The sequence below is a fragment of the Salinivibrio sp. ES.052 genome (assembly GCF_900141775.1).
Lineage (GTDB): Bacteria > Pseudomonadota > Gammaproteobacteria > Enterobacterales > Vibrionaceae > Salinivibrio.
This window is the reverse complement of sequence record NZ_FSRI01000003.1, coordinates 301,546-322,726: the sequence shown is the minus strand read 5'-3', so window position 1 is coordinate 322,726 and position 21,181 is coordinate 301,546. Positions and strand designations below refer to the sequence as shown.

The window sequence follows — 21,181 nt, the reverse complement described above, 5'->3', positions numbered from 1 at the left end:
TTTTGTCTCAATAAGATAGCGTTTCCCATAAGGACGAGATCATTGGATATTCAACTGCTGCGTACTTTCATCGAAGTCAGTAAAACACGGCATTTTGGACATGCGGCGGACAACTTGTACCTGACCCAATCTGCAGTCAGCTTTCGCATTCGACAACTCGAAACACAACTAAACACTGCGCTTTTTATTCGCCAACGCAATAATGTGCGCTTAACCGATGCCGGTGAGCGTTTACTTCCGTATGCCGAAACGATGATCCAGACCTGGCAACGTGCCCAGCAAGATGTCAGTGCCATGCAAGTGGCCAACGAACAACTGACGCTCGGTGCATCCCCTATGTTGTGGGAGCTTGACGGGGTCAGTGGATGGATGAACCGTCTCTGTGCTGATCATACTGATTGGCTACTTCGCGCCGAGTCCACCCCCAGGGAATTACTCGCTCGCCACTTAATAGAAAAGCGTATCGATGCAGGCCTAACATCCGAGCAGCCCAAGCTAGAAGGTTTACAATCCCACCATCTTGGCGATTACCAACTTCAGTTAGTGAGTCATTTGCCTGATCTCACCTTAGGCGATATCAGCCAGCTGTCACTGGTATACCTTGATTGGGGGACACGCTTTGCAGTAGCCCATAGCCAAATTGCGCCACTCCAGCGCCCACCGGTTTTACACACCCAGTCATGCCATTTAGCTTTAAATTATCTTCTGACTCATGGTGGCGTCGCATTTCTCCCCTCTTTGGCGATCCAACCTTACGTGGATAGCGCGCAATTGTACCTGGTTGATCATGGGCACGTTATGACTCATCCTCTTTATCTTTTGTGGCTAAAGAGCAATGATAAAACCTTATTAATCAATGAGTTAATCAGATCAACTGGTCAAATTTAATGCTGTTTAAAAAAACCACAAATTTCGACGTGTTTCGCTAGTCGACAATGCATTTTTCGGCTATCTTAAGATGGTTAGGTAATCCAAGATTGTCTAATTCCTCGGCTACATATAGCTATGCAAATTAACAAGCGTTAGGAAAGCACCACCATGGCACAGTGGGATCAATGGTTAAAACACGGCTCTCAACAGAAAGAGAAGTTTAAGTCCCGGCACCACGACGATTTTGATGATGAGACGCCACGCGGAAAAAGAGGGAGGAAGCACCATAGCAAGCGCCCTCAACGTTCTCAGCACGATGATAATTATTTCGGCGACGACCATTAATGGGACGACGCTTTCGTCATCAAAATGAAAAAGGCAACGCGAGTCCGTTGCCTTTTGTTTTTTACTGACTATTTATCAGTGACACTAGCCTTGTTTGTCCCGCCACACCTTATCATGCTCCACTAAAGCGTGGTGCGCCGCTTTCCAACCTGCATCTCGCTTTAACGCTTGCCAGTCAATGGACTGACGGACCCGGAGAGTGTCTGCAACCGGCACAGATTCAATCGGCAAGGCATCAAGTACCGAGACTGCACTTGGACGATCGTTGCATATCAACGCCATATCACACCCAGCATCCAATGCCGCTTTTGCGCGAGACGGGGCATCGCCGAATACATGCGCGCCTCCCATACTTAAATCATCAGAGAAAATGATCCCTTCAAACCCTAGCTGATGTCGCAAAATACGAGTCAACCAGTACGGAGAGCCGCTGGCTGGAAGTGTGTCATGCTGAGGGTATATCACATGTGCAGGCATCACTGCATCAAGCAGACCTTGCTCAATAAATGCTTTAAAAATCGCGAAGTCAGACGACTGTAAAATATCGCGCGTATCCTGTGGCGTAACCAAATGAGAATCCTCTTGCACCGCACCGTGACCTGGAAAGTGCTTTCCTGTGGTTGCCATACCGGCACGACGCATACCCAATGAGAAAGCGCGAGCATATTGAGTAACAGCCTCTTTTTCCGCGCCAAAGGCACGATCTTTAATCGCCGCACATCCAAACCCAAGATCCAGTACAGGCGCAAAGCTCAGATCAATGCCATGTGATATCAATTCGGCGGCCATCAACCAGCCTGCTTGCTGGGCAATGTCCGGACTCGCGCCCAACGCATGGTAAGATTGCGCAGCCGGTATGGGTGTGAACGCGTCACGAAAGCGTTGTACACGTCCACCTTCTTGATCCACACCAATCAATATCTCACGCCCCGCCGCTACACGAATAGACTGAGTGAGCGCGCGAAGCTGTGCTGAGTCATGATAATTACGGGCAAACAAAATCACCCCACCGACACTGGGGTGAGCAAGGATTTCTTTTTCTTCATTATCGATCTGCTCTGCGTGCATATCGAGCCAAACGGGTCCCATGATTTCTCCTTCATCCTGCTGTCAATCAACTGACAAACATAGCGATTATCCTGGATGATGCAGACCCAGACGGTGAGAATAAGTCTGTATCACAGACGGATAATCAAGCACTTTGCCACGTATCGCAATCTGTTTATACTCATCGCGCGCCTTATTATTACCATCGTACCGTTGCCACAACGCAAGGAATAGCTACATGTCACAGCCCGGAGCAGATATCTATATTGGTGTGATGTCAGGAACCAGTTTAGATAACATCGATGTCGTCGCCGTACGATTTACACAGGCAGGTCAGATTGAGTCGATCGCTCGACACAGTGATCCGCTTCCTCAAGATATCAAAACCACTGTGATCCGCCTAAGTCGCGGCCACCCTGTATCAGTAACCACACTGGGTGAGCTCGACCGCCAATTAGGGGAATGTTATGCCTCTGCTATTAACACCTTGCTTAGCCAAGCCGCCTTACAACCCATACATGTTGCGGCGGTCGGCTGCCACGGGCAAACCGTTTATCACCAGCCGAGTGGTCAATACCCTTTTACGATGCAACTCGGCGATGCCAATATCATTGCTGCTCGTACAGGCATCACCACAGTGGCGGATTTTAGACGCAAAGATATGGCATACGGTGGCCAAGGAGCGCCTCTCGTCCCAGCTTTTCATAATGATTATTGTGCCGATAGTACACAACCCACCGCCATTGTGAATATCGGCGGCATTGCCAACGTGTCGATGATTTGCCCCGATCGTCCGCTCTATGGCTACGATACGGGCCCAGGTAATATGCTGATGGATGCCTGGACACAGCGACATCACAACCAGGCCTATGACAAAGACGGAAAGTGGGCAGCAAGCGGCTCACTGTATCAACCTCTACTGAGCCGGTTGCTCTCCGATGCTTATTTTGCCCGCCCTGCCCCCAAAAGCACTGGCCGTGAATATTTTAATCTCGATTGGCTCGATCGCCAGTTACTGGCCTTTTCTCTGTCACCCGATCAAGTACAAGCAACACTCTTGGCACTCACAGCGCAAAGCATCGCGTTAGCTATTCGTCCGTTAGAACGCGGGCGGGTCTTTGTTTGTGGCGGCGGGGCACATAACACAACCTTGATGCAAGCACTTCAGCAGGCTTTGCCTAACTGGGCTATCGCACAAACAGATGAAATTGGGATAAGTTGCGATGATATGGAGGCCATTGCGTTTGCCTGGCTTGCCAAACAAACGATCAATCATCAACCTGGCAATGTACCCGCCGTAACGGGAGCCAGCCAAGCCTGTTGCCTAGGTGCCATCTACTTACCCTATTAAGGAGCGTCAATGACAGCCCCCAGCGTCGACCAGCTAAAAAAATTATTATCAGAAACCCGAAACCCCAACACCTATGGACTCGATGAGCAAGACACTCTCGGTATTGTCTCTATGATTAACGAGGAAGATCAGCATGTCGCACAGGCAGTAAAGTCGCAACTTCCCGCTATGGCTGAGGCAGTGGAGCACATTGCAGCAGCATTTAATGCGGGAGGTCGGCTCATTTACATGGGTGCCGGCACCAGTGGCCGCCTAGGCGTGCTGGATGCGGTTGAGTGCCCACCGACTTTTGGCGTCAACCCGGCACAAGTGATCGGCATTATAGCGGGGGGAGAGCCAGCAATGTTTGTCGCTCAAGAGGGGGCAGAAGACGACCCCGACGCAGGGAAGACCGACCTCTCAGCCCACCATGTCACACCGAACGATGTTGTTGTCGGGATCGCCGCAAGCGGCCGAACACCCTATGTGATCGGGGCCCTTGCCCATGCAAAGCAGCAAGGAGCCGTTACTATCGCCCTATCATGTAACCCCAATGCGGCCATCAACGAGCATGCAAAGGTCGCTATTACACCGGAAGTTGGTCCCGAAGCGCTAACCGGCTCAACACGGATGAAGTCTGGCACCGCACAAAAATTGGTATTGAATACGTTAACCACGGCGGCCATGGTTAAAGTTGGCAAGTGCTACCAAAACTTAATGGTCGATGTGAAGGCCACCAATGAAAAATTGGTCACACGCTCTCGGCTTATCGTGATGGAAGCCACTGGCTGTGATGAACAAACCGCAACACGCACACTCACTGATGCCGAGGGTGAAGTCAAAGTGGCTATTTTTATGATCATAGCAGCACAGGATGCAAAAACAGCAAAACAACACCTCAAGACAACCCAGGGGCGTTTACGCGATGCACTTAAGAGGGTCAATGACGAACGGCGCTAAGCTCTGCGCGAGATTAGGTATTGGAAATATGAGTGATATTATGGTGCTCATACTTCGCAGCAAACATTTTTTCGTCCGCCATTTGTATGATCGTCGTTGCGTCTACATATTCCACGGGGCCCGTTTGCGCGACACCAATACTTAATGTGACGTCTCCCAATACTTCTTCAATTCGTTTGTTGATACGTTTGACTAGCAACTTGTTCGCGTCAGCCTCACCGCTATTTGTCATGACAATACAAAATTCGTCGCCTCCATAGCGAAAACACTTGTCCTCTGCTCGCGTCTCCTCCGAGATGATCCCCGCGACAACACAGAGGACTTCATCACCATATTGATGCCCATACGTATCGTTTATCTGTTTAAACTCATTGATGTCAATATATATCACAGAAACAGGCTCATGACGCCTCTGTGCAGCACGTAACATCGTGGTAAGAATATCGTTCAAATGTCTCATATTTAATAAGCCGGTCAAAGCATCCGTACGGGACAGCTCTTCAAGCTCACGTGTCCGTTCTTTAACCTTAGCTTCCAGACTCCGCGCATACTGCTCTGACTTCGCTTGGGCAGTTTCGATTTCACTCACCAGGCTGCCAACGTACGTTTCAAAAATCAGTGACACATCAAACATCAATAACTTATCTAACGCCATCATGGTCAACTTAGCATTCATTGGGTTTGTGCTATTTTGCTCAATGGCACGATGTAATAATGTCTGCAAGGTATGCACAGCGCAGAGATATAACTTGGGGTCAACACCGATACGTTTGTGTACAAGACCAATACGTAGGCGATTATTCACATATTCACGATCATATAAACCACTGAACAAGTCGAGAATATAATGATGTTGAGCGCCTCGAAGTCGCGTTAAGGTATCTGCATCGCCTATCAGAAGTGCAATTTCGGGAATGCTTGTTTGATGCATGTAAAACTCAGAGACAATCGCTTCAATGTTCTTTTCAATCATTGATCTACACGATCGAAGATGCTGAGCGTCTGAGCTTGAAAAATCGAACAGCGTCTTGCGATACTCTATTTCTAAATCAGTAATTTGCATCTGTTCAAGAAGCGTTTGCTCTATTCTTTTCATATTAACCCTCAGTGCATGGGCTGCCCCTGACCATACCGATGCATCTTATCCCGATGAAGAACGCCGGTTTTCGTCACGCAAAACGGAATGTGGTTGCACACTATCGATACGTTTTACGTAGGCCAAATATTGGCTAAAGGGGATCGGACGAGAATAGTAATACCCTTGGGAAACATCGACCCCATACCGTCGCAGTAACGTCTCCGCATCTTCACTTTCAACCCCCTCAGCCACCACCATCACACCGAGTGAACGCGCCATATCAGTTGTGGCACGAACAATACTTTGGTGGCGGCCATTTTTGGCGAGATCTCGAACAAAACTACGATCAATTTTAAGCTCAGTGAATGGAAGCTGAGAAAGAAAGTACAATGATGAATAGCCCGTTCCATAGTCATCAATTGACACTTCAATACCGCTCATCGATAGGTCAGAAATTAGCTTTTTTAACCAATTATAATCTTCAACCATGACTGACTCGGTTAGCTCAAGCGACACAAGGTTGGTGGGTATCTCATATTGTTTTGCTAGCTCAACCACCCGGCTGGCTAGGTTAGGGATATAGATATCTGACGCGCTGATATTAATCGATAGCCGACGACAGTGCCCGTGACTGATCAGCTGAGCTTGTTGCTCAAAAGCCCGGCGAATGACCCATAGGGTCAAATGATTAATGATTCCGACGTCCTCGGCCATTCGTACAAACACATCAGGCGATATCTGGCCATACTCTGGGTGAGTCCAACGAGCGAGAACCTCTGACCCATGCACCGAGCCTGTACGTAAATCAATTTGAGGTTGGTGATAAAGCTCGAGGCCATCGTTTTCAATTGCATCTCTTAAATCGGTTACCAATGAAACATGTAATTGACGGTGACGAAATTCATAAGAACTAAAGTGGACATAACTGCTAGGCACCGATCGGTGCTGATCAATCGCATTCATTGCACGACTAATCAATAAACTAGGATGATCGCCATCCGTCGGATAATGACAAACACCAATGCGCGCATTGACTTGGGTAACAAAAGAGCCAACGCACAATTCACCATTTAAACCTTTTACGACAGAATCAAGCACATTATCGCATGTAGCTTGGTCCACATCTCCAATCAAAAAGGTAAAGACACCCTCTTTTAAACACCCTAAACGATAACTGGGCATATCCGTATCGGTTTTAATTTCTTGGACTGGCTGCACGATTAACGTCTCATTAATGCGGTGCGCCACCGCATTGATATATTCATCACGCGCGACTTCGTCCAAATAAGGTAACAAATTCTTATAGTTATCAACTGACAAGCAGCAAATATAAAAGCTGAAATTTCGACTGATCATGTCGTTGATCACCATATGCAACACATTATTGTTGGGAAGACAGCTTAAGGTATCATGCGTTAATGCTTGCATGGCCTGCATCCGCTGGAAACGGAAACGCTCGGCTAATGCTAAGGAGAAAAAAATCATGGTGAGGCCAAGCGACATCATTAACGCATAACGTGACACTAGGCTGTATTCAATGTAGTTAAGCATCAGAGCGTAGAAAGTAAAGCCACCCACCATCACGGGTAACCAGCAGAGTAAAAATAGAAGAAGCCAAGCTTTTTTCGGTTGCCATTGCTGCCACACGTAATATAAAACCAAACCATAAACAGGGAGCTGAGCAATGAAAACAAAAGAGAGAGAAATATAGGTGGGTGTAATAAAACTGAGTAATGCGAGCCCAATCAATCCACCGGTGGTGAATAAAAACAGTGAATGCGCCCGCTGATGAACAGGGCTTCGTTCAAAGTCCAAAAAATAGTAAGTAAACCACAAACCTACGGCTAGCAAGCATACCGTTATAGCGATCAAATGATTACTGACAAACATTTGGACAGTACTCGGTAAGAAATATCGACTAAATCCATGATTCACACTGACCACCAATGTGCTCATCACGGTTGCTAGTACAAATATCCAATACACACGCTCACGGCTATATACATAGACTCCCGCGCTATACAATGCGACAAGAAAAGTAAATGTAATAAAGCCCCCCCAAATCAGATGCAATGATTTGGCGAGATGTCCGTATTCTTTATAAGGGATCACGTTTAATGGCATGGTCGCCATATCGCTCGACGTAACTTTGATGAGTAATTGGTTGGCTTCATTAGGCAGTAGTGTCACAGGTACCGCTGCAGGCAGAGGAAGTTGATTCAGCCGATCCAACGTCATGTCACCTGCTTTTATCTGCGAGCGCACTTTTTCCTCATCAAGGATATGGTAGGCATCCAGATAATCGATCGACGTATTGTCAGTGATCACATAAACCGAGCGTTCTCTGAGCCCATCATAATCAAAATCAATCTTTATCCAATATGTTTGATAGGCGAGCTTCCAAGGAATATCACTCGAATCGGTAACGGACGTGAAAGGCGCATGACCCATGACATAACCAAGCGACAGCTCGTTTGTTTCATCAATAAAATAACTATAATGGGTGTCAAGGAGCGGTTGCGCAGGTTCTGAACTGCGATTCAAGTTCATCATCCAAATCCCGATAGCCACCATTGCAAACAGAGCGAGCAAGATGGCAACCCAGATAAGGGACTGTCGTGATTGCAGTGCGTGCATAAAAACACACTCCCCTAAACCAAAGACGGGCCCGTCATCTTACTTCTTGTAGTTATCAATTACCGATAGAACATATTAACGGGGACATAATAAAACTAGATAGTAATGGCTATTTTTTCAAACATGATTTTTCTCGCTCCCCCAAGCCATCTCTCCCGTTAGCGCTTTTTACTGCAATACCTCTCCTCTCAGAGTGAACATTCGTATTTATTGAGAACGTTTGTTCATTGCGAATAACAAAGATATACTGATAACCATTGCATTCACAGTGTCTCAATGTTGTACCTGAGATACCGTTTAGCCGCGAGACAATAGAACATGAGCATGCCAACGCCGCCCGACAGTTTTCACGAAGATACGGATCTTCTTACCGAGATCGCCATTTTGTACTACCAACAAAGCGCGACACAGGAAGAAATCGCGCGCAAGTATAAAATTAGTCGCCCCAAAGTGAGCCGCCTACTGCGCAAAGCACGGGAAGAAGGCATTGTGGAGATCACTGTGAAATTTCATCCCGTGCACAGTGCTCAGCTTGAACAGCGACTGATGGCGAGATTCAATCTCAAACGTGCCTTAATTTCTCTCGACCAGCCCAGTGCAGAGGAGCAACGCACTCAGGTTGCCACGTTGGTGTCATCTTATCTTGATGGCAATCTCAATGACGGTATGGTGGTTGCTGTTGGTCAAGGCCAAAACGTTGCAGCCGTCGCTGATCATCCAGGCGTTGTATCTCACCGCCAAGCTCGTTTTGTTTGCGCAATTGGCGGCACACACCGCAGTGGTGATGCGTTTAATGCTGATCATATCTGTCGACGTCTAGCGAAAAAATTTGGAGGAAGCAGTGAAACACTCTATTCCCCTGCTTACGTGGACAACGAGTCAATCCAACAAGTGTTCGTCTCCCACCCAAACATCAGTGAAACCTTGAACCAGGCCAGAAAAGCTGAATTTGCGCTGGTCGGCATTGGCGATATGGATGAAAATAGTCATATGGTCAAATTGGGTTGCTTTACCGCACGCGAGTTTGTTGAAGCACGTGTGAACCATGGTATTGTCGGAGATATTGGTGGATTTGATTTTTTTCGATTGGATGGGCAGCCAGCCGATAATTTGATGCGAGGCCGAGTGGTCGGGCTCGCGATGCCGGACTTGGCGCGTATACCAAGTGTGATAGCCATGGCCAGTGAAAGTCGTAAAGCCTTGTCGATTCTTGGCGCTCTGCGCACTGGCGTGATTGATGTGTTGGCAACCAGTGCCAGCTGTGCCATGGCGCTGCTTAATATGTCTGAACCCACGCCTGATGAAACACAGTTTATATTTCAACAGGATGAGTAAATTACTGACGAAAGAGTGAGACTTAACTCTCTTTATGTCGCAATACAATTGACAAGTGACGTAAAAAACTCAAAGATCGTTACATCATTTGCTCAGACGCATTGCATCTGTTCAATTCAGAGCAAGCGTTAACACGTAAGTTCGGCGTCTGGGCCTATCACGTAAAGAAGGTGTGTGAAGATGAGCAACAAACTGGACCAACTCCGAGCCCTAACCACTGTGGTCGCTGATACAGGCGACATCGAAGCGATTAAAAAATACCAACCGCAAGACGCGACAACTAACCCTTCTCTAATCCTGAAAGCTGCGCAAATCAAAGAATATGCGCCGTTGATCGATGAAGCGATTGCGTATGCGAAATCTCACAGCAGCAACGCAGACCAGCAAGTCGCAGATACCTGTGACCGTCTAGCGGTAAATATTGGTAAAGAAATCCTCAATGTGATCCCAGGTCGCATCTCCACCGAGGTAGACGCACGTTTATCCTATGACACTGAAGCAAGCGTTACCAAAGCACGTAAGCTTATCAGCATGTACAACGAGGCGGGGATCAGCAACGAACGAATTCTGATCAAACTGGCTTCAACATGGGAAGGCATCCGCGCTGCGGAGATCCTGGAAAAAGAAGGGATCAACTGCAACCTGACACTCTTATTCTCGTTTGCCCAAGCACGTGCGTGTGCCGAAGCCGGCGCTTACCTGATTTCACCGTTTGTTGGCCGTATTATGGATTGGTACAAAGCCAAAGAAGGTCGCGACTTTGAACCTGCGGACGATCCAGGCGTGAAATCTGTCACCACCATTTACAATTATTACAAAGCCCACGGCTACGACACGGTTGTCATGGGTGCCAGCTTCCGTAATGCTGGCGAAATCATGGAATTAGCAGGCTGTGATCGTCTCACCATTAGCCCTCAACTGTTGCAAGAGTTGAGCGACGCTGAAGGCGACATTCCTGTGAAACTAAAAGACACAGGCGCGACCGAACAACGCCCAGCACGTATGACCCATGCGGAATTCTTGTGGGAACATAACCAAGATCCGATGGCCATCGAGAAACTTGCTGAAGGCATCCGTAACTTCGCAGTCGACCAAGGTAAATTGGAAGACATGATTCGCGAACAACTGTGATCCGACACAAAGCGTGATTTAACACAATAAAAGCGGTTTCGGCCGCTTTTATGATACTGTTTGACTCTATTTCACCTGTTCAACCTGTAGGTAAACACATGGAACGCAAAATGCTAGCCAACGCCATCCGCGCCCTTGCGATGGACGGCGTTCAAAAAGCCAAATCTGGTCACCCAGGCGCCCCAATGGGCATGGCAGATATCGCTGAAGTACTGTGGCGCGACCACATGAACCACAACCCACAAAACCCAGATTGGGCCAACCGTGATCGCTTTGTGCTATCAAACGGCCACGGCTCAATGCTGATCTATTCATTGCTACACCTGACCGGCTACGATCTGTCTATCGACGATCTCAAACAGTTCCGTCAGTTGCACTCGAATACCCCAGGGCACCCTGAATATGGCTATGCACCAGGTATTGAAACCACCACAGGCCCACTTGGCCAAGGCATTACCAATGCGGTCGGTATGGCTGTGGCAGAGAAAGCTCTAGCCGCACAATTTAACCGTGATGGTCACGACATTGTTGATCACCACACCTACGCGTTCTTGGGTGACGGCTGCTTGATGGAAGGCATCTCTCACGAATCATGCTCACTGGCGGGGACACTAGGCCTAGGTAAATTGATCGCCTTCTGGGATGACAACGGCATCTCAATCGACGGTCACGTTGAGGGTTGGTTCTCTGACGATACCGCCAAGCGTTTTGAGTCATACGGCTGGCATGTGATCCCGGCTGTCGATGGCCACGATGCGAATGCGATTCAAGCCGCATTGAGCGCCGCGAAAGCCGAAACCGGTAAACCGACGCTGATCTGCACCAAAACCACCATCGGTTATGGCTCGCCAAATAAATCGGGCAGCCACGATTGTCACGGTGCTCCGCTGGGTGATGACGAAGTACAAGCGGCACGTGAGTTCTTAGGTTGGGAGCACGCGCCTTTCGACATCCCACAAGACATTTATGCTCAGTGGGACGCTAAAGAAGCCGGTGCGGCTAAAGAAGCAGCTTGGAACAAGCAGTTTGCGGCGTACCAAGCACAGTATCCAGAGCTTGCCGCAGAATTTACCCGTCGCATGAACGGTGAACTGCCAAGCAACTGGGACAGCGAAACCCAAAAATTGATCGCAGATCTACAAGCGAACCCAGCGAAGATTGCATCACGTAAAGCGTCGCAAAACGTGTTAGAAGCATTTGGTAAACTGCTGCCAGAGCTTCTGGGTGGTTCAGCCGACTTAGCCCCGTCTAACTTGACCATGTGGTCAGGCTCTAAAGCGATCAGTGCCGACGATGCGAGCGGTAACTACCTGCACTACGGTGTGCGTGAATTTGGTATGACGGCTATCATCAACGGCATTGCCCTGCACGGTGGCTTTGTGCCTTACGGCGCAACCTTCCTAATCTTCATGGAGTATGCCCGTAATGCGATGCGCATGGCAGCCCTGATGAAGACGCAAAACATTCAGGTTTACACGCACGATTCAATCGGCTTGGGTGAAGATGGCCCGACTCACCAGCCGGTTGAGCAAATGGCCACCTTGCGCCAAACACCCAACATGAGCATGTGGCGCCCGTGTGACCAAGTTGAATCCGCGGTCGCGTGGAAAGCTGCGGTTGAGCGTAAAGACGGCCCAAGTGCGCTGGTATTTTCGCGTCAAGGTCTCGCCCAGCAAGAGCGTGATGAGACCCAATTGGCGAACATTGCCAAAGGCGGTTACATCCTCAAAGATTGTGCAGGCAAGCCTGATCTGATCTTGATTGCGACCGGCTCTGAAGTCGAACTGGCCAGGGAGTCAGCGGCGAAACTGAGCGACGCAGGCAAACAGGTACGTGTGGTATCCATGCCAAGCACTGATTTATTCGATAAGCAAGATGCCGCTTATCGCGAGTCGGTATTGCCATCAGACGTCACTGCACGCATTGCGATTGAAGCGGGTATTGCTGACTACTGGTACAAGTACGTAGGCTTAGACGGCCGCATCATCGGAATGACCACCTTCGGTGAATCAGCGCCCGCTGACGAGCTGTTCAAGATGTTCGGCTTTACCGTTGAAAACGTGGTTAACACCGCTGAAGAGTTGCTCGCTTAATCGCATCTCTACGGCACGTTAATTCTGCGAAGGCCAGTCAGCAATGACTGGCCTTTTTTCTACCCTCGCTTCTCGCATCCTGCAACCCATGCTGTAACAGCGACAGATGCAGCGCGCTTATAGAAAGCGACTCGCCGAGGGACGCACATTAGCATCCAGAGTATCCAGAGTATCCACCCCTATGTCATTTTGAAGGTGGGCTGGCATCGATGCGATTGCCACTGCTTTCGGTTTACGGCTCGTACCAACTCGCCCTTGAACACCTTGGATAATCGCCAATAACATTGAGGTAACGCCCGCTTTCATTTCTTTCATCGTGATTCCCCTCTCATTGTGTTGTGAATATGCTAGTCAGGATAAAACCTCAAGTTATATTGAGGTAAACAAGGAATAGCAGAAAAAGGCGAAAAACGATGGAAATGAGCGTTGGGCAAGTGGCAAAACGCGCGGGGGTAAAGGTGTCTACCCTGCATTTTTACGAGCAAAAAGGCTTGATCACCAGTTGGCGTAATGCGGGCAATCAACGCCGTTACGACCGCGCTGTTCTGCGTCGTCTTGCGGTGATTAAAGCTGCACAACATGTGGGGCTCTCACTTGAAGAGATAGGCGAAGCATTAAGTGAACTGCCCTCTCACCGCGCTCCCACCAAAGAGCAATGGCGTGATATGGCACAGCGCTGGGATGCCACCCTCAATGAGCAAATCGCACGCTTACAGCAGTTACAGGCCAATTTAAGTGGCTGCATTGGCTGTGGCTGCCTATCAATGAAAACCTGCTCGCTCTATAACCCCAATGATGTGGTTGGTGAAGTCACTCAAGACGACAACGTGTTGAATCATCCGAAAATGGGAGTAACCCAACTGTTAAAAGATTGGGGAAGGGGTTAAACCTTCCCTCAATCGGTCAGATCATCGGCGAAACAAATAGTCACTCGCGTTAGGCCGCGCTCTGTGAGGTACCTCTAAATCGAGGTCGTCACGTAGGTGTTGAGGAAGCGCTGAGACATGCACCGCTCGCTTGACTTTTGCGCGTCTTGCACGCCACACAGTTAATGCTTTCTTAACTGAAGTGACAACTTGTTTCATGGTCGGGAATACTGGGTCATACATCGTCATCATGGTATATCGCCTTTGTGAACAACTCTTATGGTTTATTTTTGTTCAACCAACGATTATGCTCAAACGATAAACACTGACATTCAGTTAAGGTGAGCTTATGTCAAACGCCAGCATCACACGCATGCCGCCGCTCCAAGGTTTATATTACTTTTACCAAGCTGCTCACCTAGGCAGCTTTAAAGCCGCTGCCAATGAGTTGTTTGTTACGGCGGCCGCCATCAGCCAACAGATAAGGCTACTCGAGGAGTGGCTCGATACCCCTCTCTTTTATCGTCAGCATCGCAAAGTGACGCTAACACCGGAAGGCGAGATTCTTTTTTCACATGCCCAACAAGGCTTTAGAAGTATTCTCAACGGTGTGTGGCTGCTCAATAATGATCCTGCCCCTCATCAGTTGTCACTGTCAACCGTCCCATCATTCTCCCAAAACTGGCTGGTCCCACGGCTTGCAAAATTCAGAGCGTCTTATCCAGATTTATCGATCATGCTGGAATCCACCACCACGTTGAATACCTTCGAACAATCCTCGATTGATCTATGTATCCGGTATGGAGGCGGCCACTACGACGGCTTGCACAGTGAATGGCTGATGGGCGATATCCTCTACCCTGTTTGCCACCCTCTCTATCAGCAGCAAGAAGGCATTTATACCCTCGAAGACTTACCCAAGGGTCATTTAATCAGTGATATGTGGCGAGATATGGACTGGACCCGATGGCTCAATACCGTCGGCATCGCAGGGGGCTCCTCAACCATCACTTACAACGGCTCTAATTATGCCATTGAAGGCGCATTATCGTTGCAAGGGATAGTGCTGGCTCGTCATAGTTTGGTGCAGCGATATATTGCTGACGACACCCTAGTACGTATCGGTCGAGCAGCGGTAAAACCTACCAATGGTTACTTCTTGTGTGCCCCTGCTGGCTACTTTAAACGCGATAAAGTCGACCAATTTTGTTGCTGGATAAAGCAGCAAGCGGATGAGTTTAAGGCAACTTGGCCACGCGAGATCACCCTGTACAACGATACTCACGCCGTAACGCAAAGAAAGCACTAATACACTCAACACAGTACGGGCTTACAAATTTTCAAAAAAAAGTATAAGAGCTTTACATGTGAGCAGATTGCTGTACGGTGGACACAGCTCTGGAACACGGAGCGTCAATGATTCATCAAGTAAAAGGCAACATAAGCTGCACTATTATCTGTATTATAGAGTTTCTAACGTTACCCGCTTTCGCTTCTAGACATGTCATCGACTCCGTTCAAAGCTATCCTAATTTTTGTAATTTAAGAGAGAATGATTATGTCTAATCAAGCAACTGGTATCGTCAAATGGTTTAACGAAGAAAAAGGCTTTGGCTTTATTACCCGCGAAAATGGCGAAAAGGACGTGTTTGTCCACTTCCGCGCTATCGTTGGTGAAGGCTTTAAGACCCTGACTGAAGGTCAACACGTTAACTTCACCGTTGAACAAGGCCAAAAAGGCCCACAGGCTTCTGAAGTTTCTGTCGCATAAGAAACCAGACCTGATTGATAAAGGGCGCTTAGGCGTCCTTTTTTTCGTCTCAATTTGGCTATTTTACCAATCCACAAGTAAAAATCGCTATCTCTTCCCCTCAAACATAGAGAGTCTGAAAATTAAATACCATAAAGGCTTTACATGTGGGTGGATTGCTGTATTGTGGTGTCAGCTCTGGAACACGGAGCGTCAATGATTCATCAAGTAAAAGTCAACATAAGCTACGCTATTATCAATATTATAGAGTTTCTAACGTTACCCACTTTCGCTTCTAGACATGTCATCGACTCCGTTCAAAGCTATCCTATTTTTAGTAATTTAAGAGAGAATGATTATGTCTAATCAAGCAACTGGTATCGTAAAGTGGTTTAACGAAGAGAAAGGTTTCGGTTTCATTACTCGTGACAACGGTGAAAAGGACGTGTTTGTACACTTCCGTGCTATCGTTGGTGACGGTTTCAAAACCCTAACTGAAGGCCAACGTGTGAACTTCACCGTTGAGCAAGGCCAAAAAGGCCCACAGGCGTCTGACGTTTCTGTAGCATAAGAAACCGAGTCTGATTGATAAAGGGCGCTTAGGCGTCCTTTTTTTGTGTCTATCATTCATCATTCGGGAATAAACCCGTATATCGATACAAAACCAAAAAGCCCCAGCCATTTGGCACACTGCCTGGCTGGGGCTTTTTGTTAGTTAGTTTTTGTTAGCCTTGCTTTTTCATTTAGTGTTATTGCCGCTTCGCTCGTTATCGTTTCACCGCTTAGCTCCGCTGCATTTGTTGACGTTTTTTCAAAAAGGTCAGCCAGCTTTCTACCGCATCATCCGGCTCAATCTGTTTGGCGAGACGCGCTTGTTTCAGTGCTTTTTCATACTGCTTAAGCTTGTAGTGGATTCGAACTTTTGCCAACGCAATATCTTTATCAGAGGCACCCTTATCGGCATGTTCAAGCGAAGTAAGCGCTTGCTGATACTCACCTTGCTGGATTTGCATTAATGCAAGTTGCCAGTGATATTGGCTGTCTTTTTTTGCCGCCAGCTTCCAAGCTGAAATCGCTTGTGGCCACTCCCGCGCCTGCTGCCACAGACTGGCCTGCTGAGCGAGTGTTTGCGCATCTTGCTCATTATCAGGCAAGCGCCTTAACCACTTCGCCGCACGCTCTGGTACGCGCATATTGGCATAGAGCTGTGCCACAGTGCGCCGCTCACTAGGATCAAGCGTAATACCCTTTCGCTGTGCTAATAAATAGGTGCTGAGCGCCTCTTTAGGCTTTTCTAAACGCACATAATTCGCAGCCAGTTGGCGCCACCATTGTTTATTCTCGGGCTCTAGCGCGATCAACGCTTTTAGGGTTGGTGTTGCCCCGCGCCATTGCTCTAATTGCAATTGAGCCCCTAACTTGAGCGATAACGCAGACACACTCTCGATATTATTCATGGTACGTTCATAGTCTGGGTAAGCTGCAAGCACTTTCTGCCATTGCTCACGTTGGTAGTGTGCTTGCATAATACGCAGCCACACATCCTCGCTTTGATCCGTTTTTTCTTTGGGTATTGTGCGCGCTAATGGGTAGTAATACTGAAGCGCCGACGCATATTGCCCATCGATCAGCAATAAATCGGCTAACATCCGCTTGGTTTGCCACGCTTGCGCATCTTGTAACTGCTCACTATCCACAGCACGTTGAATATGCACAATGGCTTTGTCATTATTGCCGTATTGCCAATAAAACACCCCAAGCGTACGATCCACGAACGCTTTATCAAACGCACGATTAACGCTCAACGTCTCGAGCAGTGCAATCGCTTCTCCTAGTTTCGCATCTTGCTCAAGCGTTTGCGCTTTCTCAATCGAGCGTGCCACTGACGGAGAGAGTTGCGCCATGGCAGGCACTGACACTAATAGCACAAAGCTAACGATCCATCTTTTCCACATCAGCGTAAGTTAAACTCCAATTTGATTTGTTGTCCCGGCTGCGCGACGGCCTCACCGCCCACCACTTTGGGTTCATATTTCCACTTCCGCAGCGCACGTAATGCCTCACGCTCAAACACACGTGGTGGATTGGCATCGACAACTGTTAAATCTTGCGGCCGTCCCGATGGGCTAATGGTAAAACTCACCACTACATAGCCTTCTAAATTTCGGCGCATGGCACGTGGCGGATAATTCGGCTCCACCCGAAACAAAGGCATCGCCTGTTGATTATTTGGGCCGGTATTGAGATCCAAATCGCCCAATGATGGCGCTTGTACCATCACCCCTTGTATCCCACTTTGCAGATCTAAGTTGGGCATATCAGGCTGCGGTGATGAGGTAGATTGAGATTGCGTCTGTGTTACTGGCGTGGGCGTATCTGGCACCTCTGGCGGTTTGGGCCGCTTAGGCACACTTCGTTGGCGGCGCTGAACCTCGGTATCCGGCTCTTGCATGAAAATGTCGATGCTCATCGAGGTCGATTTTTCTTGCGGACGCTGGGAGCCATGTCCCACCATTAATGCCATCAGCATAAAAAGGCCCAAAGTAAACACTAACGCCACCGGCATTGAAATCAACCATCGCTTCATTACGGCGACTCCGTCGCCAAGGCAATACCGCCAATTCCGGCGCCTTTCGCGGCATCCATCACTTTCACCACTGTACCATTGTAAGCCAGTTTATCGGCCTGAATCACCAGGGACGCATCCGGTTTATCCAGCAACAGGTGCTCTAGTGTCGCTTCGACACGCTCAACATCCACCAAACGTTTATCAATATAAATCTCGTTCGATGCGTTGACCGCGATAAATATGCCGGCTTCTTTCTGGCTTGTGGCGTGACTCGCTTCTGGGCGGTTCACTTCAACGCCAGATTCACGCACAAACGAACTGGTGACGATAAAAAAGATCAACATGATGAACACTATGTCCAGCATAGAAGTTAAATCAACCTGCGCTTCTTCGCGCTGTTTTTGGGCTCGAATCAATCGCATTACTGACTCCGAAGCGCCTGCTCTAGCGCTATTTCGCGGCGCTGACAGGCTTTAACTAAACGAGCATGGGCAAACATCCCAGCTAAGGCCGCAACCATTCCCGCCATGGTGGGTAAGGTTGCCATTGAGATCCCCGATGCCATCAAACGTGGATCGCTGGTCCCTTGACTGGCCATCACATCAAACACAGAGATCATACCGGTCACCGTACCAAGCAATCCGAGCATCGGGCAGATCGCCACCAAGGCTTTGATAAACCCTAAATAACGTCCCAACTCGTGCTGGGCTTGAAACAAGACTCCCTGGCGAATGGCACGCGCATACCAAGAGCGCTGATCGGCGCGCGCCTGCCAAGCACACACCCAAGCATCACGTTGCGCGGGAAAGCGAGAGAACAGATACAACAGCCGTTCAATCACCAGCAGCCAACACACAAACACCACCGCACCAAGCCACCATAATACCGGTCCACCTTGCGCCATAAAGTGGCGCAAGATATGGCCCATATCCTGCTGATTCAGTTGTGAGAATAACTCGACGTCTATCATGCCGCTTGTCCGGTTGCCGCCTGATTGTCTGTGGTTTCTGCTTGCTCGGCCACCAAGCTAATGCTCTGTTTCTCCAGCATGCCGCGAATATGGTCCGCCTGGCCACTGAGAATATTATGCGCCAACAGCAAGGGGATCGCAGCAATCAAACCCAGCACTGTAGTGACCAAGGCCATCGAGATGCCATCCGCCATCACTTTCGGATCGCCATTACCAAATTGAGTGATCACCTGGAAGGTTTCGATCATCCCGGTCACCGTGCCCAGTAGGCCCAGCATCGGGGCAAGGGCTGCCAAGAGTTTAAGCATCGACAGGCCTTTTTCACAGCCTTGCTGCTCATCGACCACCGCTTCGAGTAAGCGTAACTCCAAAGATTCCACATCACGCTGCGGCGCATCATGATAGACCTTGAGGACACGGCCAAGCGGGTTATCTTCAGGTGTGTCTGGGTGCTTCAATTGGCGATGCATTTTGGCATGAATCGACAGTAAAACCGCCCCACGGTATAAGGCAATTAACAGCCCGGCCGCCAACAACGTCGCAATCACTTTGGCCACAAAGCCGCCTTGTGCGAAGCGATCGCTTAAACTGGGCGCATTTTCTAGCTGGCCTAACAAGGTGCCACGTGCCGGATCGACCAACACAGTCTCACCCACTGAAGACACAGCTTGCTCGAGGGTTGAAGTGGTTAACGTATTATCCGGTTGCGCCCGATACGGCACCGCGATTTGGCGATCGGTTTGCCAATTTAAGTAACCTTGCTCGTTGACTAGGCCGATGTTACCCACGCGCACCACCGCTTGCTCCGATGCCACACCTTGATCATTGACCACAGGCAAAGACAAAGTAGACAGCTCGCCGCTGGTCTGCATTTGCGTCAGCATGCCTTGCCACAGGGTATTGAATTGCGTGAGCGATGGCAGGGTATCGGCTGCGACAATATCTGACACGGTTTGATTAAAGCCAGGCTGGGTGATCCCGACATAACTCGAGACGCCATCGGTTTGAATGGTTTTGCTCGCTTGGCGAACCACCCCAAACAACTCACCCAAGCTCCCGGACTCTAAGCGAAGCTTGTCTTCCAAAGAGGCCAGTTGCTGCTCGTTGTCACTAAAGGTGTCACTCAGTTTTTCCGTTTCCGCTTCTAACGCATTCCGGGTCGATTGAAGCTGATTGAGCTTGGCGCGTAGCTCTCGCTCAGTCATTGTGAATTCCGCTTCACGCGTTTGGTTATGTTCACGTGCCTGCTGCTGGGCTTGCTGCGTTTGGCCGACGAGATCATCGGCGTGTGTCAAAGGGGCAACCGCGACAAGACACATCGTGGCGAGTAGGGTTTTCCAGCTCATGATTTCACCCCTTGATTGGCACTTAATGGCAGAGATAACAACGACGGTGCCACTTGTTTTTGTGCGACCGAAAAGGCCTGATCCACCGCTTCACCGGCGCTGGCATCCAGTTCGACCCACTGACTATCACGTGCGCTCCATACCCAATACTGCTGACCATCGAGACGACGCGCCACCAGCGACACACGTCCAAGGTGCAATACATCCACTTGAATATCGCGGCCGTTCAGCGCAATGGTATCTTGATAAGCATCGAGCTTACTGCCGTAGTCACGCTCAATTTGATACGCCTCGAGAATACGACGAAACTTCTCTGAGTCGGCCACATCAGCGCGGCCCATCATCGCCTTAAGCTTTTCAAAACGTGCCTGGCGCTGGTCCGCTTTTAGCGGAATATCGTTGGCGAGCCATTGCTCAAGCCCACTCAACATACGATACATTAAGGGCACGATGCCTTGGCGGGTATCTTTGATCTCGGTAATTTGATCACGCAGGCTTTGTGCCTCTATCTGTTGGCTACCCACCAAGTTTTGCAGGTGGTCGCGATAGATTTCTAAGTTGCTAATCTGAGTCTGAATTTGCTCAATTTCTTGGCGTATCGCTAGGCTATTATCCGCTCGGCGATTAATACGGGATTGCGACTGGGCCGCTTCTTGGGTGGTTTTACCCTCGATGGCTTGCGCCTTTTCGAGCTGATCCGCACCAGCGATCGGAGTAAGAGCCAAACAAGAGGCCACACCCAAAGCAAGGCGGAAAGAAGACGATTTTATCATGGTGATATCTGCAAACATGCTTAATGATAGGGCTTACGCCCAAACAAAAGTGAGAATAGTTTCTATTTGCGTGTAATGTAC

At 48.9% G+C, this 21,181-nt stretch carries 20 protein-coding genes; 10 read left to right on the top strand and 10 right to left on the bottom strand.

Annotated features, from left to right (window positions below; genetic code table 11):
* The first annotated feature begins 42 nt into the window (after positions 1-42).
* A complete protein-coding gene (hdfR, locus tag BUQ98_RS14380) occupies positions 43-888 on the top strand; it encodes an HTH-type transcriptional regulator HdfR (protein WP_074214485.1) in 846 nt (281 codons plus the stop codon).
* 411 nt (positions 889-1,299) lie between these two features.
* Here the strand turns inward: hdfR and nagZ are convergent, their stop codons facing one another.
* Positions 1,300-2,304, bottom strand: coding sequence for a beta-N-acetylhexosaminidase (gene nagZ / locus BUQ98_RS14375; RefSeq protein ID WP_074214484.1), 1,005 nt, complete (start codon positions 2,302-2,304; stop codon positions 1,300-1,302).
* A 196-nt stretch (positions 2,305-2,500) separates the two neighbouring features.
* Between nagZ and BUQ98_RS14370 the strand changes: the two genes are divergently transcribed.
* A complete protein-coding gene (locus BUQ98_RS14370; RefSeq protein ID WP_074214483.1) occupies positions 2,501-3,613 on the top strand; it encodes an anhydro-N-acetylmuramic acid kinase in 1,113 nt (370 codons plus the stop codon).
* 9 nt (positions 3,614-3,622) lie between these two features.
* Positions 3,623-4,552 (top strand): N-acetylmuramic acid 6-phosphate etherase, encoded by a 930-nt coding sequence (gene murQ / locus BUQ98_RS14365; protein WP_074214482.1) that lies wholly within the window; start codon positions 3,623-3,625, stop codon positions 4,550-4,552.
* Positions 4,553-4,565: 13 nt separating this feature from the next.
* Here murQ and BUQ98_RS14360 read toward each other — a convergent pair whose 3' ends face one another.
* Together BUQ98_RS14360 and BUQ98_RS14355 are read right to left on the bottom strand one after the other, a co-directional pair.
* On the bottom strand, positions 4,566-5,648 hold the full coding sequence (locus tag BUQ98_RS14360; RefSeq protein WP_074214481.1) for a GGDEF domain-containing protein: 1,083 nt from the start codon (positions 5,646-5,648) through the stop codon (positions 4,566-4,568).
* Between the two features lie 45 nt (positions 5,649-5,693).
* Positions 5,694-8,267 (bottom strand): EAL domain-containing protein, encoded by a 2,574-nt coding sequence (locus BUQ98_RS14355; protein ID WP_074214480.1) that lies wholly within the window; start codon positions 8,265-8,267, stop codon positions 5,694-5,696.
* Between the two features lie 324 nt (positions 8,268-8,591).
* Here BUQ98_RS14355 and BUQ98_RS14350 point away from each other — a divergent pair, with 324 nt between their 5' ends.
* From BUQ98_RS14350 to tkt, 3 genes are all read left to right on the top strand, one after another.
* Complete coding sequence (locus BUQ98_RS14350) at positions 8,592-9,602, top strand: sugar-binding transcriptional regulator (RefSeq protein ID WP_139294770.1); 1,011 nt, start codon at positions 8,592-8,594, stop codon at positions 9,600-9,602.
* Between the two features lie 180 nt (positions 9,603-9,782).
* The gene (gene tal / locus BUQ98_RS14345) at positions 9,783-10,733 is read left to right on the top strand and encodes a transaldolase (protein WP_074214478.1); all 951 of its coding nucleotides are present in this window, start codon (positions 9,783-9,785) and stop codon (positions 10,731-10,733) included.
* Between the two features lie 98 nt (positions 10,734-10,831).
* Positions 10,832-12,826: a transketolase gene (gene tkt, locus BUQ98_RS14340; protein ID WP_074214477.1), complete on the top strand. Its 1,995-nt coding sequence runs from the start codon at positions 10,832-10,834 to the stop codon at positions 12,824-12,826.
* Between the two features lie 117 nt (positions 12,827-12,943).
* On the opposite strand, the gene BUQ98_RS14335 is transcribed toward tkt, so the two are convergent.
* Positions 12,944-13,141 (bottom strand): hypothetical protein, encoded by a 198-nt coding sequence (locus tag BUQ98_RS14335; RefSeq protein ID WP_074214476.1) that lies wholly within the window; start codon positions 13,139-13,141, stop codon positions 12,944-12,946.
* A gap of 98 nt (positions 13,142-13,239) precedes the next feature.
* Here BUQ98_RS14335 and soxR point away from each other — a divergent pair, with 98 nt between their 5' ends.
* From soxR to BUQ98_RS14315, 4 genes are all read left to right on the top strand, one after another.
* The gene (soxR, locus tag BUQ98_RS14330; RefSeq protein ID WP_074214475.1) at positions 13,240-13,713 is read left to right on the top strand and encodes a redox-sensitive transcriptional activator SoxR; all 474 of its coding nucleotides are present in this window, start codon (positions 13,240-13,242) and stop codon (positions 13,711-13,713) included.
* Positions 13,714-14,041: 328 nt separating this feature from the next.
* Positions 14,042-15,001 carry a LysR family transcriptional regulator gene (locus tag BUQ98_RS14325; protein ID WP_074214474.1) on the top strand — a complete coding sequence of 320 codons (960 nt, stop codon included), beginning with the start codon at positions 14,042-14,044 and terminating at the stop codon, positions 14,999-15,001.
* Between the two features lie 249 nt (positions 15,002-15,250).
* On the top strand, positions 15,251-15,463 hold the full coding sequence (locus BUQ98_RS14320; RefSeq protein WP_074214473.1) for a transcription antiterminator/RNA stability regulator CspE: 213 nt from the start codon (positions 15,251-15,253) through the stop codon (positions 15,461-15,463).
* Positions 15,464-15,800: 337 nt separating this feature from the next.
* A complete protein-coding gene (locus tag BUQ98_RS14315; protein ID WP_021023787.1) occupies positions 15,801-16,013 on the top strand; it encodes a transcription antiterminator/RNA stability regulator CspE in 213 nt (70 codons plus the stop codon).
* Positions 16,014-16,224: 211 nt separating this feature from the next.
* On the opposite strand, the gene BUQ98_RS14310 is transcribed toward BUQ98_RS14315, so the two are convergent.
* From BUQ98_RS14310 to BUQ98_RS14285, 6 genes are read right to left on the bottom strand one after another with little or no spacing between them, the layout of a single operon-like run.
* Positions 16,225-17,370, bottom strand: a complete 1,146-nt coding sequence (locus BUQ98_RS14310) for a tetratricopeptide repeat protein (RefSeq protein ID WP_175566332.1) — start codon at positions 17,368-17,370, stop codon at positions 16,225-16,227.
* A gap of 26 nt (positions 17,371-17,396) precedes the next feature.
* Positions 17,397-18,029: an energy transducer TonB gene (locus tag BUQ98_RS14305; protein WP_074214471.1), complete on the bottom strand. Its 633-nt coding sequence runs from the start codon at positions 18,027-18,029 to the stop codon at positions 17,397-17,399.
* The gene (locus tag BUQ98_RS14300; RefSeq protein ID WP_074214470.1) at positions 18,029-18,433 is read right to left on the bottom strand and encodes an ExbD/TolR family protein; all 405 of its coding nucleotides are present in this window, start codon (positions 18,431-18,433) and stop codon (positions 18,029-18,031) included. The genes BUQ98_RS14305 and BUQ98_RS14300 overlap by 1 nt, the downstream gene beginning before the upstream one ends.
* The gene (locus tag BUQ98_RS14295; protein WP_074214769.1) at positions 18,433-18,939 is read right to left on the bottom strand and encodes a MotA/TolQ/ExbB proton channel family protein; all 507 of its coding nucleotides are present in this window, start codon (positions 18,937-18,939) and stop codon (positions 18,433-18,435) included. The genes BUQ98_RS14300 and BUQ98_RS14295 overlap by 1 nt, the downstream gene beginning before the upstream one ends.
* A 38-nt stretch (positions 18,940-18,977) precedes the next feature.
* Positions 18,978-20,327 (bottom strand): MotA/TolQ/ExbB proton channel family protein, encoded by a 1,350-nt coding sequence (locus BUQ98_RS14290; RefSeq protein WP_074214469.1) that lies wholly within the window; start codon positions 20,325-20,327, stop codon positions 18,978-18,980.
* The gene (locus BUQ98_RS14285) at positions 20,324-21,100 is read right to left on the bottom strand and encodes a DUF3450 domain-containing protein (protein WP_371515123.1); all 777 of its coding nucleotides are present in this window, start codon (positions 21,098-21,100) and stop codon (positions 20,324-20,326) included. Before BUQ98_RS14285 ends, BUQ98_RS14290 begins: the two co-directional genes overlap by 4 nt.
* Positions 21,101-21,181 lie beyond the last annotated feature (81 nt).

Coding starts and splice junctions, on each gene's coding strand:
- BUQ98_RS14290 (WP_074214469.1), bottom strand. CDS start 20,327: ATGAGCTGGAAAACCCTACTCGCCACGATGTGTCTTGTCGCGGTTGCC.
- tkt (WP_074214477.1), top strand. CDS start 10,832: ATGGAACGCAAAATGCTAGCCAACGCCATCCGCGCCCTTGCGATGGAC.
- BUQ98_RS14315 (WP_021023787.1), top strand. CDS start 15,801: ATGTCTAATCAAGCAACTGGTATCGTAAAGTGGTTTAACGAAGAGAAA.
- BUQ98_RS14350 (WP_139294770.1), top strand. CDS start 8,592: ATGCCAACGCCGCCCGACAGTTTTCACGAAGATACGGATCTTCTTACC.
- BUQ98_RS14295 (WP_074214769.1), bottom strand. CDS start 18,939: ATGGGCCATATCTTGCGCCACTTTATGGCGCAAGGTGGACCGGTATTA.
- nagZ (WP_074214484.1), bottom strand. CDS start 2,304: ATGGGACCCGTTTGGCTCGATATGCACGCAGAGCAGATCGATAATGAA.
- BUQ98_RS14360 (WP_074214481.1), bottom strand. CDS start 5,648: ATGAAAAGAATAGAGCAAACGCTTCTTGAACAGATGCAAATTACTGAT.
- murQ (WP_074214482.1), top strand. CDS start 3,623: ATGACAGCCCCCAGCGTCGACCAGCTAAAAAAATTATTATCAGAAACC.
- BUQ98_RS14285 (WP_371515123.1), bottom strand. CDS start 21,100: ATGATAAAATCGTCTTCTTTCCGCCTTGCTTTGGGTGTGGCCTCTTGT.
- tal (WP_074214478.1), top strand. CDS start 9,783: ATGAGCAACAAACTGGACCAACTCCGAGCCCTAACCACTGTGGTCGCT.
- BUQ98_RS14355 (WP_074214480.1), bottom strand. CDS start 8,267: ATGCACGCACTGCAATCACGACAGTCCCTTATCTGGGTTGCCATCTTG.
- soxR (WP_074214475.1), top strand. CDS start 13,240: ATGGAAATGAGCGTTGGGCAAGTGGCAAAACGCGCGGGGGTAAAGGTG.
- BUQ98_RS14320 (WP_074214473.1), top strand. CDS start 15,251: ATGTCTAATCAAGCAACTGGTATCGTCAAATGGTTTAACGAAGAAAAA.
- BUQ98_RS14370 (WP_074214483.1), top strand. CDS start 2,501: ATGTCACAGCCCGGAGCAGATATCTATATTGGTGTGATGTCAGGAACC.
- BUQ98_RS14335 (WP_074214476.1), bottom strand. CDS start 13,141: ATGAAAGAAATGAAAGCGGGCGTTACCTCAATGTTATTGGCGATTATC.
- BUQ98_RS14305 (WP_074214471.1), bottom strand. CDS start 18,029: ATGAAGCGATGGTTGATTTCAATGCCGGTGGCGTTAGTGTTTACTTTG.
- BUQ98_RS14300 (WP_074214470.1), bottom strand. CDS start 18,433: ATGCGATTGATTCGAGCCCAAAAACAGCGCGAAGAAGCGCAGGTTGAT.
- BUQ98_RS14325 (WP_074214474.1), top strand. CDS start 14,042: ATGTCAAACGCCAGCATCACACGCATGCCGCCGCTCCAAGGTTTATAT.